Source organism: Burkholderia sp. 28_3 (assembly GCF_003253915.1).
GTDB lineage: Bacteria > Pseudomonadota > Gammaproteobacteria > Burkholderiales > Burkholderiaceae > Burkholderia > Burkholderia cenocepacia.
The window spans coordinates 344,079-358,538 of record NZ_QKZF01000002.1; the positions used below are offsets into that span (position 1 = coordinate 344,079).

At 70.1% G+C, this 14,460-nt stretch carries 14 protein-coding genes; 10 read left to right on the forward strand and 4 right to left on the reverse strand.

Annotated elements, in window-relative coordinates; all coding sequences use genetic code 11:
* Positions 1-239: 239 nt before the first annotated feature.
* From DFS13_RS06250 to DFS13_RS06265, 4 genes are all read right to left on the reverse strand, one after another.
* Entirely contained in the window at positions 240-1,679 is a 1,440-nt protein-coding gene (locus DFS13_RS06250; protein ID WP_006485880.1) for a DHA2 family efflux MFS transporter permease subunit, read from the reverse strand.
* Positions 1,680-1,810: 131 nt separating this feature from the next.
* Entirely contained in the window at positions 1,811-2,539 is a 729-nt protein-coding gene (locus DFS13_RS06255) for a DsbA family oxidoreductase (protein ID WP_111441477.1), read from the reverse strand.
* A 183-nt stretch (positions 2,540-2,722) separates the two neighbouring features.
* Positions 2,723-3,370: a transcriptional regulator gene (locus DFS13_RS06260; RefSeq protein WP_012492917.1), complete on the reverse strand. Its 648-nt coding sequence runs from the start codon at positions 3,368-3,370 to the stop codon at positions 2,723-2,725.
* A 141-nt stretch (positions 3,371-3,511) separates the two neighbouring features.
* The gene (locus DFS13_RS06265) at positions 3,512-4,486 is read right to left on the reverse strand and encodes an ornithine cyclodeaminase family protein (RefSeq protein WP_111441478.1); all 975 of its coding nucleotides are present in this window, start codon (positions 4,484-4,486) and stop codon (positions 3,512-3,514) included.
* Positions 4,487-4,867: 381 nt separating this feature from the next.
* On the opposite strand from DFS13_RS06265, the gene DFS13_RS06270 reads away from it, so the two are divergent.
* From DFS13_RS06270 to DFS13_RS06315, 10 genes are all read left to right on the forward strand, one after another.
* The gene (locus DFS13_RS06270) at positions 4,868-5,644 is read left to right on the forward strand and encodes an ABC transporter substrate-binding protein (RefSeq protein ID WP_006496681.1); all 777 of its coding nucleotides are present in this window, start codon (positions 4,868-4,870) and stop codon (positions 5,642-5,644) included.
* A 67-nt stretch (positions 5,645-5,711) separates the two neighbouring features.
* On the forward strand, positions 5,712-6,956 hold the full coding sequence (locus tag DFS13_RS06275; protein ID WP_006496680.1) for an FAD-binding oxidoreductase: 1,245 nt from the start codon (positions 5,712-5,714) through the stop codon (positions 6,954-6,956).
* A 111-nt stretch (positions 6,957-7,067) separates the two neighbouring features.
* A complete protein-coding gene (locus DFS13_RS06280; protein ID WP_080324027.1) occupies positions 7,068-7,337 on the forward strand; it encodes a hypothetical protein in 270 nt (89 codons plus the stop codon).
* Between the two features lie 130 nt (positions 7,338-7,467).
* Positions 7,468-10,542, forward strand: coding sequence for a hypothetical protein (locus DFS13_RS06285; RefSeq protein WP_111441479.1), 3,075 nt, complete (start codon positions 7,468-7,470; stop codon positions 10,540-10,542).
* Positions 10,543-10,865: 323 nt separating this feature from the next.
* Positions 10,866-11,225: a hypothetical protein gene (locus DFS13_RS06290; protein ID WP_034200933.1), complete on the forward strand. Its 360-nt coding sequence runs from the start codon at positions 10,866-10,868 to the stop codon at positions 11,223-11,225.
* 27 nt (positions 11,226-11,252) lie between these two features.
* Positions 11,253-11,768 (forward strand): sigma-70 family RNA polymerase sigma factor, encoded by a 516-nt coding sequence (locus DFS13_RS06295; RefSeq protein WP_058901976.1) that lies wholly within the window; start codon positions 11,253-11,255, stop codon positions 11,766-11,768.
* A complete protein-coding gene (locus DFS13_RS06300; RefSeq protein WP_060213797.1) occupies positions 11,765-12,547 on the forward strand; it encodes an anti-sigma factor in 783 nt (260 codons plus the stop codon). The genes DFS13_RS06295 and DFS13_RS06300 overlap by 4 nt, the downstream gene beginning before the upstream one ends.
* A gap of 26 nt (positions 12,548-12,573) precedes the next feature.
* On the forward strand, positions 12,574-12,996 hold the full coding sequence (locus DFS13_RS06305) for a hypothetical protein (RefSeq protein ID WP_062911448.1): 423 nt from the start codon (positions 12,574-12,576) through the stop codon (positions 12,994-12,996).
* Positions 12,993-13,625: a DUF1571 domain-containing protein gene (locus DFS13_RS06310; RefSeq protein ID WP_048986303.1), complete on the forward strand. Its 633-nt coding sequence runs from the start codon at positions 12,993-12,995 to the stop codon at positions 13,623-13,625. Before DFS13_RS06305 ends, DFS13_RS06310 begins: the two co-directional genes overlap by 4 nt.
* Before the next feature lie 42 nt (positions 13,626-13,667).
* Entirely contained in the window at positions 13,668-14,183 is a 516-nt protein-coding gene (locus DFS13_RS06315) for an SRPBCC family protein (protein WP_006485459.1), read from the forward strand.
* Positions 14,184-14,460 lie beyond the last annotated feature (277 nt).

A 14,460-nucleotide genomic window follows, 5' to 3' on the forward strand; every position in this document is an offset into this window, starting at 1 on the left:
GCATCAAAGTCCGCCATTGTCGCAAAAGTGGCGCTTCAATGTACGACCGCGTTAAAAATCGGCCGGGAAGGCTCGCGCGGGCGGCGGCCGGCGGGATGTGAAACGGGCGTTTGAGCCGGGGGCGAGGATCGTCGTCAGCCTGACAGATATGACGAACCGCGCGCCTCCGCTGCGCGCAAAAAAGGGCGCGACACGGCGCGCCCTGATTCGATGAAGGCTCCCGGTTCGGCTGCCGACGGTCAGTGCAGCGCCGGGCCGGCGCCTTCGACCGCGCGTGGCGGCCGGATCCGCAGCGCGAACCCGATCAGCGCGGCCACGGCCGCGAACGCCGCGCCGAATGCGAAGGCCGCGTGGTAGCCGCCGTTCAGCGCGTCGAGCGGCGCGGCCCGCGCTGCCGCGAGCGCGTCGGTGCGGGCGCCGGCGAGACTCGCGAGGACCGCGAGCCCGAGCGCGCCGCCCATCATGAACGCGGTGTTGACGATGCCCGACGCGAGCCCGGAATCGGCCGGGTCGACGTCGCTCATCGCGGCGAGCAGCATCGGATTGAACGCGACGCCCGCGCCGATGCCGAGCAGCGTCATGCCGGGCAGCACGTGCCACACGAAACCGCCGTCGACCGGCGCGCGCGAGAACAGCGCGAGGCCGCACGCCGCGATCAGCAGGCCGGCGGCGATCGGGCCGCGGATCCCGAAACGCATCACGATCCGGGCCGACAGCCCGAGCGAGAACGCGGCCATGATCAGGTTCGCCGGCAGGAACGCGAGGCCGACTTGCAGCGGCCCGTAGCCGAGCACGCGCTGCATGTACAGCGCGGACAGGAAGAACCACGCGAACATCGCGGCCGCCCACAGCACGGCGATCGTGTTCGCGAGCGCGACGTTGCGCGCCGCGAACAGCGTGAGCGGCATCAACGGATGCGCGGCGCGCGACTCGATCGCGATGAACAGCGCGAGCAGCACGACGGCCGCGCCGATCAGCGCGACGGTCTGCGTCGACAGCCAGCCGGCCTCGTTGCCGCCGACGATCCCGTAGACGGCCAGCATCAGCGACGCGGTCACGGTGATCGCGCCGGCGACGTCGAGCCGCGCCGTGCCAGCCGGCGCACGCGTGCGCGGCAGCAGCGCGACGCACATCGCGTAGACCGCGACGCCGATCGGCAGGTTGACGAGAAAGATCCAGTGCCACGACAGCGAGCTCGTCAGCAGCCCGCCGAGCAGCACGCCGATGCTGCCGCCGCCCGCGCACACGAAGCCGTAGACGCCCATCGCGCGGGCGCGTTCGCCGGGGGCCGTGAAGAGGTTCATGATCAGCGACAGCGAGACGGCCGACACGACCGCGCCGCCGAGCCCCTGCACCGCGCGCGCGGCGATCAGCATCGCCTGCGATTGCGCGAGGCCGCAGGCGAGCGACGCGAGCGTGAACACGACGAGGCCCGCGAGGAACATGCGTCGCTGGCCGTACAGGTCGCCGAGCCGGCCGCCGAGCAGCAGGCAGCCGCCGAACGTCAGCAGGTATGCGTTGACGACCCACACGAGGGCCGTTTCGGTGAAGTGGAGGTCGGTGCTGATCGACGGCAGCGCAACGTTCACGATCGTGCTGTCGAGCACGATCATCAGCACGCCGAGACAGAGCACGATCAGCGCGTACCAGCGCTTCTCGCCGTGAATCCCGTGGGTCATGGGCCTGCAGCCTTCTGATAGTTATTTGAAAGGATGCATTGTAGACGTCGACGGCGCGGGCTTCCTGCCGGTTTGTGGCAGGAGCGTCGCGTAGTGGCGCCCGGCCCGGCGCGCGTGCAGCGGGCGGCGCGTTACGACTGGGGCAGTTCGCAGCCGTCGGGGCCGCAGGCGGCCGCGTCGCTGCCGCCGAGTGCGACGATGCCGTCGCGCCACGCCCGGTCGAGCGCCTGCGCGAACGCGTCGGCCGGCTGCGCGCCGGACACCGCGTAGCGGCCGCCGAACACGAACAGCGGCACGCCGCGCCCGCCGATCTGCGCGGCACGCGCGATGTCGGCCTCGACTTCGTCGCGGTGCGCGTCGCTGTGCAGCACCGCTTCGACGGCCGAGCGCTCGAGCCCGGCTTCGACCGCAAATTCGGTCAGCGCGGCATGATCGAACAGCGAGCCGTGTTCGCAGAAATACGCGCGATACAGCCGCTCGGTCAGCGCATGCGCGCGACCCGTGGCTTCCGCGAGCTTGACGAGCCGGTGGCCGTCGAGCGTGTCGCCGACGAGCGTGCCGGGCAGGTCGTAGCGCAGCCCGACGCTCGCCGCCGCCTCGGTCACCTGGCGCAGCATCTGGTCGACCTGCGCGGGCGACATCCGGTACTTGCCCGCCAGCATCGCCTCGACCGGCTCGACGGGCTGGCCGGGCATCAGCCGGTATGCGCGCAGCGCGACGTCGACGCGGTCGGCGTGCGCGAACGCGGCCAGCGCCTCGTCGAAGCGGCGCTTGCCGATCCAGCACCACGGGCAGATCAGGTCGGACCAGATTTCGACGGTCAGGGTCAGGCGGGCAGTCGGGGCAGGAGCGGTCGTCATGGGCGGTCCGGGGCGGCAAAAAGTGTAACCGAGACTATATCACTTTATGTTTCGACGTTTCGTCGTCCGGGGGACCGTGCGGAAGGGGCCGCGCCCGCCTGTCGCGAAGCATGGACGCGAAACCGGCAGTCCAGCCCGGTACCGATGACCGGGCCGGCCGTCATTACGCTCGCCGCGTCGCGTTCAGGCGTCGCCTTGGGTTTCCTTCAGATGCTTGAGGTGCTTGTAGACCGTCGCGCGCCCCATCCCCAGCACGTTCGCGACGTAGTTCGCCGCGCTCTTGCCGCGGAACGCGCCTTCCGCGTACAGCGCCTCGACGAGCTCGCGCCGGTGTTCGCGCGTGAGCCCGTTCAGCCCGACCTGGCGCTCGCGCAGCCAGCCGTGCAGGAACGTGTTGATGCGCTCCTGCCAGTCGTCGCGGAACAGCTCGTCGGGCTGCGCGACGACGCCCGCGCCCTTGATGAAGAGGTCGAGCGTCGCGCGTACCTCGTCGAACACCGCGATGTTGAAGTTGATGCACATCATCCCGGCCGCCCGGCCTTCGTCGTCGAACAGCACGTTGCTGACGCAGCGCATGCGCCGGCCGTCCCAGTTCAGCTTCTCGTACGGCCCGATCACGCGCTCGCGCGCCGAATGATCGATTTCCTCGAGCGCCGAATCGTCGCCGACCTCGCGCTTGGACAGGTTGTTCGCGAGATACAGCACGGTCTGGTCGTGCAGGTCGTGGATCACGACTTCCGCGTACGGGAAGAACAGCGCGGCGATACCGTCGGCGATCGGCGCATAGCGGGTGAGCAGCAGGTCTTTGACGGGAGATTTCTTCTTGCGCATCGGTGTCGCGATCTCGGGTGGGCGGGCGCCGGGCAGCGTGCCGGGCCGGCGAGCCGGCGTACCGTCGGTCGGCATGCCCGTGCGCGCGCGCGGCCGCCGCGGCGGTTGCGCCATTGTATCGGCCCCGCGTGCGCGTGCCGCTCATGCGCGCGTCAGATGCGCGTACAGCGCGTGCGCGATCGCGATGTCCTCGAGCCCGAGGCCGATCGAGCGAAAGAACGCGTGACGCGTGCGCGATGGCGCGGCGCAACTGCCGGCGACGAGCGCGGGCAGGTCGCCGACGATCCGGCCGGCATCCCAGCCGTGCTCGGCCGCGGCGATCTGCATCTCGCCGGCGCTCGCGGGCGTCGTGTGCCGGTAGTCGCAGTAGACGTCCATGTCCGGCAGCCACGCGGGCGGGATTTCGTGCGCGCGCGCGACGTTCGTGCTGATCGACGTGACGAGCGCGGGGCGCGTGAGCATTCCGTCGCCGAGCACGGGCGTGCCCGACGACGTGCACAGCATCACCACGTCCGCGTCGCGCACGCAGGCCTCGACGCTCGCCGCCGCGCGTGCGCGCGGGTCGAGCGCGGCGAGGCCCGCCTGCAGCGCCGCATCGCCGGCCAGCGCGGGCGAGTACACGCGGATCGTGTCCCAGTCGCGCAGCGCCGCCGTGTGCTTCAGGTGCGCGAGGCCGACCGCGCCCGCGCCGACGATCGCGAGATGGCGCGCGTCGCGCGGCGCGAGGCAGTCGACCGCGAGCGCCGTCGTGCCGGCCGTGCGCTCGACGGTCAGCAACCCGGCGTCGCACCACATCAGCGGCTGGCCGGTTCGCATCGACATCAGCGCGGTCCACGCGGTGACGATCGGTTTGCCGTCGGGCTTGCCGCCCGTCACGACGTACGGCGACAGCTTCGCGCCGAATACCTGTGCGTCGGCGAGCGCGCCGAGATACGTGATGAAGTCGCCGGCCTGGTCGGGAAACAGCGTGAGCGTCTGCGGCGGCTGCACCGCGCGCGCCGCGGCGAGCGACGCGAACATGCGGCGCAGCGTGCCGAGCACGTCGAGCGACGGCAGCGCCGCGCGCACCGCGGCCTCGTCGACGGTCAGCGGCAGAGTAGGGACGGTTTGCGTCATGAGGACATCTCCGGTTCGGGCTGGACAGAAAGTCTCGAAAGACGGCGTCCGGTGGGGTTTTTTATGGACGAAAAGTCTAATATAGACAAATGAAATCGGGAGGATTTTTATTTTCGGGACAGAGATTCTTTGCCGTCTTCATAAAAAACGCCATGAAATCAAGGGCATTCCGAGCGGGTGACGAAATTTCGACGTGAAGAAGCAGCGCGATCTCCTCGTATCCCCTATGGTCTATAGTAGACTTTAAGTCTATATTTCTGCGTGCGGGACCCGACACGTCGCCATGCGGCGGCCACCTGCGTCGAATGCCGACCCGGCGCCCGACCCGGCGCGCCGTACGACCCGATCTTCATCGCCACACTCCAGAACAGAAGGACCGTCATGAACTGGAAACTTTCCCTCTGCGCCGCTGCGGCGCTCGCGTGCGCGGCCGTCACGGCCCATGCGGAAACCACGTTGCGCTTCGGGATCGAAGCCGCCTATCCGCCGTTCGAGAGCAAGACGCCGGCCGGCCAGTTGCAGGGTTTCGACGTCGACGTCGGCAACGCGGTGTGCGCGAAGCTGAACATGAAGTGCGTGTGGGTCGAGAATTCGTTCGACGGGCTGATCCCGGCGCTGCAGGCGCGCAAGTTCGACGCGATCAACTCGGCGATGAACATCACCGCGAAGCGCAAGCAGAGCATCGATTTCACGCCGGCGATCTACGTGGTGCCGATCGTGATGGTCGCGAAGCACGGCTCGCCGCTGAAGCCCGACGTCGCGAGCCTGCGCGGCAAGCACGTCGGCGTGCTGCAGGGCTCGTCGCAGGAGGATTTCCTGAAGGCGCACTGGGCCAATGCGGGCGTGGCCGTCGTGTCGTACCAGGATCAGGACCAGATCTATGCCGATCTCGTCGCGGGGCGTCTCGACGCGGCCGTGCAGGAAGCGCAGACCGCGCAGGACGGGTTCCTCGACAAGCCGGCCGGCCGCGACTACCAGATCGTCGGCGAACCGCTGAAGGATCCGGCGACGCTCGGCGAAGGCACCGGCTTCGGGATGCGCAAGAACGACAAGGCGCTGCAGGCGAAGATCGTCGGCGCGCTCGACGCGCTGAAGAAGGACGGCACGCTGAGCGCGCTGTCGCAGAAGTACTTCAAGCGCGACATCATCGCGAAGTAAGCGCCGCCGCGTGCCGGCCGCGGGGCCGGCGCACGGCGCATCCCATCTCGACGCAGTGCGGGGAACCATGGATTTCGACGTGATCGTTCTGGGGGCCGGCATCGTCGGCGTGTCGTCGGCGCTGCATCTGCAGGATCGCGGGCTGCGCGTCGCGCTCGTCGACCGGCGCGCGCCCGGCGAGGAAACCAGCCACGGCAATGCGGGACTGATCGAGCGCTCGTCGGTCGTGCCGTATGCGTTTCCGCGCCGGCTCGGCACGCTGCTGCGCTATGCGCGCAACCGCTCGGTCGATCTCTATTGGGACTACCGTGCGCTGCCCGCGTATGCGGGCTGGCTCGCGCGCTTCTGGCGCGAATCGTCGCCGCAGCGGCTCGCGGCCGCCGCGCGCGACCTGCTGCCGCTCGTGGCGGCGAGCGTCGTCGAGCACGATGCGCTGCTCGCGCGCACCGACGCGCAGCCGCTCGTGCACGACGGCGGCTGGATCGAGGCGTTTCGTTCGCCCGCGTTGTTCGACGCGGAAGCGCGCGCGCAGCAGCGCGTGGCCGACGCGCACGGGCTGCGGATGACCGTGCTCGACGCGCATGCGCTGCGCGCGCGCGAGCCCGGTATCGGCGACGCCTTCTGCGGCGCGTTTCACTGGCAGGACCCGAAGACCGTGTCGAGCCCGGGCGGGCTGACCAAGGCCTATGCGCGGCTGTTCGAGCGTGACGGCGGCACGTTCGTGCGCGGCGACGCGACGACGCTCGTGCAGGTGGATGACGGCTGGCAGGTCCGGACCGAACACGGGCCGCTCGTGGCACGCTCGGCCGTGGTCGCGCTGGGCCCCTGGTCCGATCAGGTGTTCGCGCCGCTCGGTTACCGGATTCCGCTGCGCGCGAAGCGCGGCTATCACATGCATTACCGGCCGACGCGCACGCCGCTGAACGTGCCCGTGTGCGATACCGAGGCAGGCTTCGTCGTCGCGCCGATGGAGGGCGGCCGCCTGCGGCTCACGACGGGCGTCGAGATCGCGCTGCCCGACGCGCCGCCGACCGGCGTGCAGCTCGCGCGCGCCGAACCGCTGGCGCGTGACGCGTTCGGCATCGGCGAGCGGCTCGACCCGGAGCCGTGGCTCGGGATGCGGCCGTGCACGCCCGACATGCGCCCGGTGATCGGGCCCGCGCCGCGCCACCGGCATTTGTGGTTCGCGTTCGGTCATTGCCATCACGGACTCACGCTCGGGCCCGCGACCGGCCGCCTGCTCGCCGAAATGATGACGGGCGCGCCGACCTATATCGATCCCCATCCGTACCGGCCCGCACGCTTCGGCTGAGCCTGCGGCGTGCAGATGCGGCTTCGGCCGCCGGCACGCGCCGGTGGCCATGCGCACGCTTCACAGTTTTTCATTCTGCTATCCGGGTTATCGAAATCCACGCAATCGTAAATGATCTGCGTAATCGATAAGAAAGAAAATCGCGCGATAAAAGAAAATCAGCAAATTCGCGATTTATCAATGCATTTTCATATTGCTGAAATGCGTAATGGGCAGTCCGTCATGGCGGTATGGGGTCTCATCGTGATCGCGTGTTTCGACGTTACGCGGAATGTACCGGAACACGTTACTACGGGGCTCGCAAACGTTACGTTACATCCGCGTTCCGGCGACCTTTTTCATCAGACGATTCGGGCTCCGCAATTCAGGAATTTCGCCTGAAATCGATTAAAAAACGTTATTACCGGTCATTAGGCAGACGAATCAATCCCGTTTTTTGAATTGGCACGCTTCGTGCAATCCGTCCCCATGCTTTGTCAACGTAGTGCCAACCGAGATGGGGAAAATAAAGATGGGACAGAATTTTAAATTGACGGGTGTGGCGCTGTCGGTCGCGACGGTGTTCGGGGTGCTGGCTTCGGGTTCCGCGATGGCGGGGGCGCTCGACTCGCTGCCGATCCCGCAAGTGATCGTCAATCCGCCGACGAACAGCGTGTCGGTCGGGCTGGTCGCGACGGGCACGTCGCCGCTGGGCTCGGTCACCGTGACGGCGGGCGGGTCGGGGGCGATTCAGACGTCGCTCGGTGACCCGGGACACGTGCTGTCCGGCGCCGTGGGGGCGGTGACGGGCGCACTCGGCGGTGGCGGCGGGGTGCAGCCGCTGGCGCCGGTGCAAGGCGTGGTGAATCAGGTGACCGGGGCGCTCGGCGGTGGCAACCCGGCAGGCGCGCTGACCGGGGCGCTGAATACGGCGACGGGCGCGCTGAGCAATGCGGTTGGCACGGCCACGGGTGCGCTGGGCGGTATCGGCGGTGGTGCGAATCCGCTGGCGCCGGTTCAGGGTGTGGTGAATCAGGTGACGGGTGCGCTCGGTGGCGGCAACCCGGCAGGTGCGCTGAGCGGTGCCGTGGGTACCGTCACCGGCGCGCTGGGCGGCATCGGTGGCGGCGCGAATCCGCTGGCGCCGGTTCAGGGTGTGGTGAATCAAGTAACGGGTGCGTTGAGCGGCGGCAACCCGGCCGGTGCATTGACCGGCGCGCTGAATACGGCAACCGGCACGCTGAGCAACGCGCTCGGCACCGCAACGGGCGCACTGGGCGGCATCGGTGGCGGCTCGAACCCGCTGGCGCCGGTTCAGGGTGTGGTGAATCAAGTAACGGGTGCGTTGAGCGGCGGCAACCCGGCTGGCGCGCTGACCGGCGCGCTGAACACGGCAACCGGTACGTTGAGCAACGCGCTCGGTACGGCAACGGGTGCGCTGGGCGGCATCGGTGGGGGCTCGAACCCGCTGGCGCCGGTTCAGGGTGTGGTGAATCAAGTAACGGGCGCCCTGAGCGGCGGCAACCCGGCCGGTGCATTGACCGGCGCGGTGAATACGGCAACCGGCACGCTGAGCAACGCGCTCGGCACCGCAACGGGCGCGCTGGGCGGCATCGGCGGCGGCTCGAACCCGCTGGCACCGGTTCAGGGTGTCGTGAACGGGCTCACGGGCACGATCGGCGGTGGCGATCCGGCCGGTGCGCTGACTGGCGCCGTGGGCACGGTCACCGGGGCGTTGGGCAACCTTGGCGGCGGCTCGAACCCGCTGGCGCCGGTGCAAGGCGTAGTGAACGGCGTGACGGGTGCACTTGGCGGCAGCAATCCCGCAGGCGCACTGACCGGCGCGCTCGGCACGGTGACGGGCGCATTGGGTGGCGTTGGCGGCGGCAACCCGGCAGGCGCGTTGACCGGTGCCCTCGGTACGGTAACCGGCGCACTGGGCGGTGTTGGCGGCGGCAATCCGGCAGGCGCGTTGACCGGTGCCCTCGGTACGGTAACCGGCGCACTGGGCGGTGTTGGCGGCGGCAATCCAGCAGGCGCCTTGACCGGTGCCCTCGGTACGGTAACCGGCGCACTGGGCGGCGTTGGCGGCGGTAATCCGGCAGGCGCCTTGACCGGTGCCCTCGGCACGGTAACCGGCGCACTGGGCGGCATCGGCGGCGGCAACCCGGCAGGCGCGTTGACCGGTGCCCTCGGTACGGTAACCGGCGCACTGGGCGGCATCGGCGGCGGCAACCCGGCAGGCGCGTTGACCGGTGCCCTCGGCACGGTAACCGGCGCACTGGGCGGCATCGGCGGCAGCAACCCCGCAGGCGCACTGACCGGCGCCCTCGGCACCGTAACCGGCGCGTTGGGCAACCTCGGCGGCGGCGCAAACCCGATCACCCCGATCCAGAACGTCGTGAACCAGGTCACGGGCACGCTCGGCAGCGGCAACCCGGCCGGCGCGCTGAGCAACGCGGTCAACACGATCACGGGCACGCTTGGCAACGTCGGCGGCGCCGGGAGCCCGCTCGCGCCGGTGCAAGGTGCCGTCACGCAGATCGCCGGCACGCTCGGCAACGGCGATCCTGCCGGTGCGCTGACGAACGCGCTGAACTCGGTGACGGGCGCGCTCAGCGGCGCGAACCCGCTGGCGCCGGTGCAGGGTGTCGTCAACCAGGTCGTCGGCACGCTGTCCGGTGCGGGCGGCGGCAGCCCGATCACGCCGATCACGAACCTCGTCAACGGTCTGCAGAATGCGCTGCCGGGCGGTAATCCGGCCGGCGCGCTGACCGGCGCACTCGGTTCAGTGACGGGCGCGCTCGGCAATCTCGGCGGCTCCAACCCGCTGGCGCCGGTGCAAGGCGTCGTGAACCAGGTCGTCGGCACGCTGGGCGGCAGCAACCCGGCCGGCACGCTGAGCAACGCGATCGGCACGGCCACGGGCGCCCTCGGCAACGCGGTCGGCTCGGCGGCGGGCGCGCTCGGCGCACTGGGCGGCACGAACCCGCTGGCGCCGGTGCAGGGTGTCGTGAACCAGGTCGTCGGCACGCTCGGCGGTGGCAATCCGGCCGGTGCACTGACGGGCGCGCTGAACTCGGTGACGGGTGCCCTCGGCAATCTCGGCGGCTCCAACCCGCTGGCGCCGGTGCAAGGCGTCGTGAACCAGGTGGTCGGCACGCTGTCCGGCGCTGCGGGCAACAGCCCGATCGCGCCGATCACGAACCTCGTGAGCGGCCTGACGGGCGGCGGCAACCCGGCCGGCGCACTGACCGGTGCGCTCGGTTCGGTGACGGGCGCACTCGGATCCGGCCCGGCGGCACTCGGCCAGGCGGCCGGCGCGCTGTCGGGGGCGGCCGGTTCGACGGCAGCGGCGGGCGGCAGCCTGCTCGGCGCGGGCGCGAACGCGGCCGGCGGTACGGCCGGCGCGGTCGGTTCGCTGCTGACGACGGGGGCCAACTCGACGGCAACGGTCGTCAACGCGGTCGGCACGTCGGTGGGCACGGCGCTCGGTTCCGCGCCGAGCCTGTCGGTGACGCCGCATTCGGGCAACAGCTCGCCGAACAACCCGCTCGCACCGGTGACGACGCTGCTCCAGTCGCTGACCGGCGCACTGCCGAGGTAAGCGGCCGAAACCGGCCGAACCTGCACGACGGCGCTGCATCGGCCGTCGTGCGAAACGGACGTGCAATACGGGCCGTGCGATACGGTCGCGCAACGCGGCATGACAGCGATGTCATGCCGCGTTGTCGTTTGCGGGTTCCCGCTTTCTTTCGTCGCATGAACGATCGTCGCCGCTCGTCGCGCTGCCGGATGGAATAACCGGCCGTCGCCGTCCGTTTACATACCGAGTTCCGGCACCGCCGGCCGGCGGGATAATGATCGCGACGCAGCCGATCGTCCCGTCCGGCGGCACCGTGTCGCGACACGACGCCAAGGAGAACGGGAATGAAACGGATGATCTTCGCTGCCGCGCTGACGGCGGCGATCGCGCGGCCGGCGGCCGCCGAACCGCCACAGGCCGGCGACGGGAAACTGGTCGACGAAGCGCACATGACGCTGTACGTATTCGATCGCGATGCGCCGGGCAAGAGCATGTGCGACGGCACGTGCGCGGCCAACTGGCCGCCCGCGCTCGCCGACGCGTACGACAAGGCGTCGGGCGCGCTGAGCCTCGTCGCCCGCGACGACGGCAAAAAGCAGTGGGCGTACCGCGGCCGCCCGCTGTATCGCTGGAAGATGGACCACAAGGCCGGCGACGCGGGCGGCGACGGAATCGGCGGCATGTGGCACGTCGCGCGGCCATGACCGCGCGGCGACGCGCGAGGCATCCCGATGAGCTATGAGTCGGACCTGCTGGTGTGGCTCCCGCATCTCACGCGCTATGCGCGTGCGCTGACGGGCGAGCGCGCATGGGCCGACGACCTCGTGCAGGACACGCTCGAGCGTGCGCTGAACCGGCCGCCGCGCGACGGCGGCCACCTGCGCGCATGGCTGCTGACGCTGTTGCGGCACCGCTTCATCGACCAGTTGCGCGCGCGGCACGAGATCGCGGTCGACGACGCGACGGCGCCGTGGCAGACGATGGCCGCGCCTGCGGGCGCGGTCGGCGGGCTGGAGTTGCGCGACGTGCAGCGCGCGCTGTACCGGCTGCCGATCGAACAGCGCGAGGTGCTGCTGCTGGTCGCGCTCGAGGAGCTGAGCTATCGCGATGCCGCGCAGGTGCTCGGCGTGCCGGTCGGCACGGTGATGTCGCGGCTCGCACGGGCGCGCGCGCAGATGCGCGCGTTGCTGTCGGACGCGCCGCCGGCGCACGGCACGGCCACGTTACGGGTGATCGGGAAGCCATGATGGACGATCCGCGCAAGCCTTCGAACCAGCAGGACGACGATGCGTCGGCGCAACTGCTGTCCGCGTTGCTGGACGGCGAATTGTCCGGGCACGAACGCCGCGAGATGCTCGAGCGCCTGCAGTCCGATCCGCAGGAAGCCGAACGATTTGCGCATTACCGTGCGCAGCGCGATGCGCTGAAGGCGCTGTTCCCGTTGCCGGGTGCCGCGCCCGCGTTGTTCGTGCAGCGCCGCGCGCCGCGCTGGCGCGCCGTCGCGCATGCGTTCGCGGGGCTGGCGGCCGGCCTGCTGATCGGCGTCGCGCTGCATGCGGGCTGGGCGGCATTCGGCCGCGCACCGGCGTTCGCCGCGCGCGCCGATGTCGCGTACGCCGTGTACGCCGCCGACCGCGAGCATCCGGTGGAGGTGGGTGCGGCCGATCCCGCCCGTCTCGCCGCGTGGCTGTCGGCGCGCATCGGCCGGCCGGTGCGCGCGCCGTCGCTCGACGAATACGGTTACGCGCTGCTGGGCGGCCGGTTGCTGCCCGGCGACGCGGGGCCGGCCGCGCAGCTCATGTACCAGCGCGCGGACGGCGCGCGCGTGACGCTGTACATGACCGCATACGACGCGCGCCGCCTCGCGCCGCGGGCGATGTCGGCCGACGGTCGCTACACGTATTTCTGGTCGGATCGCGGCATGGGTTATGCGCTGTCCGGTCGCGGCGACGAACGGCGTCTGCGCGAACTCGCGATCGACGCATGCGGTGCGCTGGGCGGCCCGACCGACGCGTGGAAGGGATGACGCGCGGCGCCCGCAGGGAGCAGGCAATGAAGACGGCGATGATGAAGGGGCTCGTGCTGGCGGCGTGCGTCGCGGGCACGATGCTTGCGCGAGCGCAGGGCGATGCGCCGGTGCACGTGCCGGTCGATGCCGATGGCGTGCAGCGGGTGACGATCGTCGGCGGCAGCTATTTCTTCCGGCCCAACCACGTGATCGTTCGCGCGCACGTGCCGGTCGAGCTGACCGTATCGGCCGAACCCGGCGTCGTGCCGCACAGCTTCGAGATCGACGCGCCGCCGCAGGCGGGCATCGCGGTGCATACCGAACTCGGCACGACGCCGAGAACGTTTCGTTTCACGCCGCAGCAGCCGGGGCGGTTCGCCTACTATTGCACGCACCGGCTGCTGTTTTTCGGCAGCCATCGCGCGCGCGGAATGGAAGGCGTGCTCGATGTCGAGGCGGCGCCATGATCGCCGCGTTGCTGGCCGCGAGCCTGATAGGAGCGAGCATGACAGCCGATCCCGTGACCGTCGCGCAGGCGCATTTCGACCACGTTCGCTCGTACCGCGCGACGATCCGCTCGTCGGCGCGCGACGGCGAGCACACCGAAATCCGCTACGCGTACCTGAAACCGGGCTTCGTCCGGATGGATTTCGTGTCGCCGCATCGCGGCGCGGTGCTCGCGTACGATCCCGGCGACGGCAAGGTGCGGCTGCGCCCGTTCGGCACGCATGCGCCGCCCGCGCTGACGCTGTCGCCGTCCAATCCGCTCGTGCGCGACCGCACCGGCCACCGGGTCGACCGCTCGGACGTCGGCGAACTGCTGCGCAACGTGCATGCGCTGCAGCAGGGCGGCGCGACGGTGACCGAAGGCGAGGAGGCCGTCGGCGGCCGGACCGCGCTGCGCGTGCTGGTCACGGGCGCGCCCGCGCACGCGGTCGACGGCGTGCATCGCTACCGGCTGTGGCTCGACGCCGCGGACGGTTTTCCGCTGAAGGTCATCAGCTACGCGAACGATGACGACACGCCGCTCGAAACCGTGACGCTCGACGACGTGGAGATCGACGTCGCGTTTCCCGAGCGTTTCTTCGCGCCCTGACGGCGCGCCATCCGCGTTCCTGACGCGCATGCCGGAGGCTGCATGGCGGAGTACCGGTTTTCGACGACCTGGCGGGTGGATGCGCCGCTCGCGGCGGTCTGGGACGCGATCTACCAGGTCGACCGCTGGCCCGACTGGTGGAAGGGCGCCGTGCGTACCGTCGAGCTCGAGCCCGGCGACGCGCGCGGCGTCGGCGCGCTGCACCGGTATACCTGGAAGGGCGCGCTGCCGTACCGGCTGACCTTCGACATGCGCGTGCGGCGCGTCGAGCGGCCGCATGCGCTCGAAGGCCATGCGAGCGGCGCGATCGAGGGCGACGGCCGCTGGTCGTTCGTCGCCGACGGCGCGCGCACCGTCGTGCGCTACGACTGGCACATCCGCACGCACGCGCGCTGGATGAACTGGCTGGAACCGCTCGCGCGGCCGCTGTTCCGGTGGAATCACGACGTCGTGATGCGCGAAGGCGCGAAAGGGCTCGCACGGCGGCTCGGTGCGACCGTCGAGACGGACGGCCGGACCTTTCGGCCGCTGTCGGGCGCGGACTGCGCCGATGCGTGAGGATCGGCCCGGCGAAGCCGAGTGACGGACGCGTCGCGACGGACGAAATCGGCGTCCGTGCGGTTTTTTCGATGCGATGTCAGCGGTCTCGGGAACTCCGGGCTTACCCGGTGTCCAAACGGGGCTGGATGAGATGCGCGGGCCGCACGAGCCCGCGGGCGGAGCAGGATGTGTTCGGTTTGTCTTTGTTTTAAAAGGGTTTTTTGTCGCTTTTGTCTGTTTTCCCCGCTGCGCCGCCGCCCCGAAAATTCCTCCGGTTCCCCTTCTTGAATTTGTC

Excerpts from the sequence above, each read along its gene's own strand:
- DFS13_RS06285 (WP_111441479.1), top strand. The coding sequence starts at position 7,468 with ATGGGACAGAATTTTAAATTGACGGGTGTGGCGCTGTCGGTCGCGACG.
- DFS13_RS06290 (WP_034200933.1), top strand. The coding sequence starts at position 10,866 with ATGAAACGGATGATCTTCGCTGCCGCGCTGACGGCGGCGATCGCGCGG.
- DFS13_RS06295 (WP_058901976.1), top strand. The coding sequence starts at position 11,253 with ATGAGCTATGAGTCGGACCTGCTGGTGTGGCTCCCGCATCTCACGCGC.
- DFS13_RS06280 (WP_080324027.1), top strand. The coding sequence starts at position 7,068 with ATGATCTGCGTAATCGATAAGAAAGAAAATCGCGCGATAAAAGAAAAT.
- DFS13_RS06270 (WP_006496681.1), top strand. The coding sequence starts at position 4,868 with ATGAACTGGAAACTTTCCCTCTGCGCCGCTGCGGCGCTCGCGTGCGCG.
- DFS13_RS06260 (WP_012492917.1), bottom strand. The coding sequence starts at position 3,370 with ATGCGCAAGAAGAAATCTCCCGTCAAAGACCTGCTGCTCACCCGCTAT.
- DFS13_RS06275 (WP_006496680.1), top strand. The coding sequence starts at position 5,712 with ATGGATTTCGACGTGATCGTTCTGGGGGCCGGCATCGTCGGCGTGTCG.
- DFS13_RS06300 (WP_060213797.1), top strand. The coding sequence starts at position 11,765 with ATGATGGACGATCCGCGCAAGCCTTCGAACCAGCAGGACGACGATGCG.
- DFS13_RS06310 (WP_048986303.1), top strand. The coding sequence starts at position 12,993 with ATGATCGCCGCGTTGCTGGCCGCGAGCCTGATAGGAGCGAGCATGACA.
- DFS13_RS06305 (WP_062911448.1), top strand. The coding sequence starts at position 12,574 with ATGAAGACGGCGATGATGAAGGGGCTCGTGCTGGCGGCGTGCGTCGCG.
- DFS13_RS06255 (WP_111441477.1), bottom strand. The coding sequence starts at position 2,539 with ATGACGACCGCTCCTGCCCCGACTGCCCGCCTGACCCTGACCGTCGAA.
- DFS13_RS06250 (WP_006485880.1), bottom strand. The coding sequence starts at position 1,679 with ATGACCCACGGGATTCACGGCGAGAAGCGCTGGTACGCGCTGATCGTG.
- DFS13_RS06315 (WP_006485459.1), top strand. The coding sequence starts at position 13,668 with ATGGCGGAGTACCGGTTTTCGACGACCTGGCGGGTGGATGCGCCGCTC.
- DFS13_RS06265 (WP_111441478.1), bottom strand. The coding sequence starts at position 4,486 with ATGACGCAAACCGTCCCTACTCTGCCGCTGACCGTCGACGAGGCCGCG.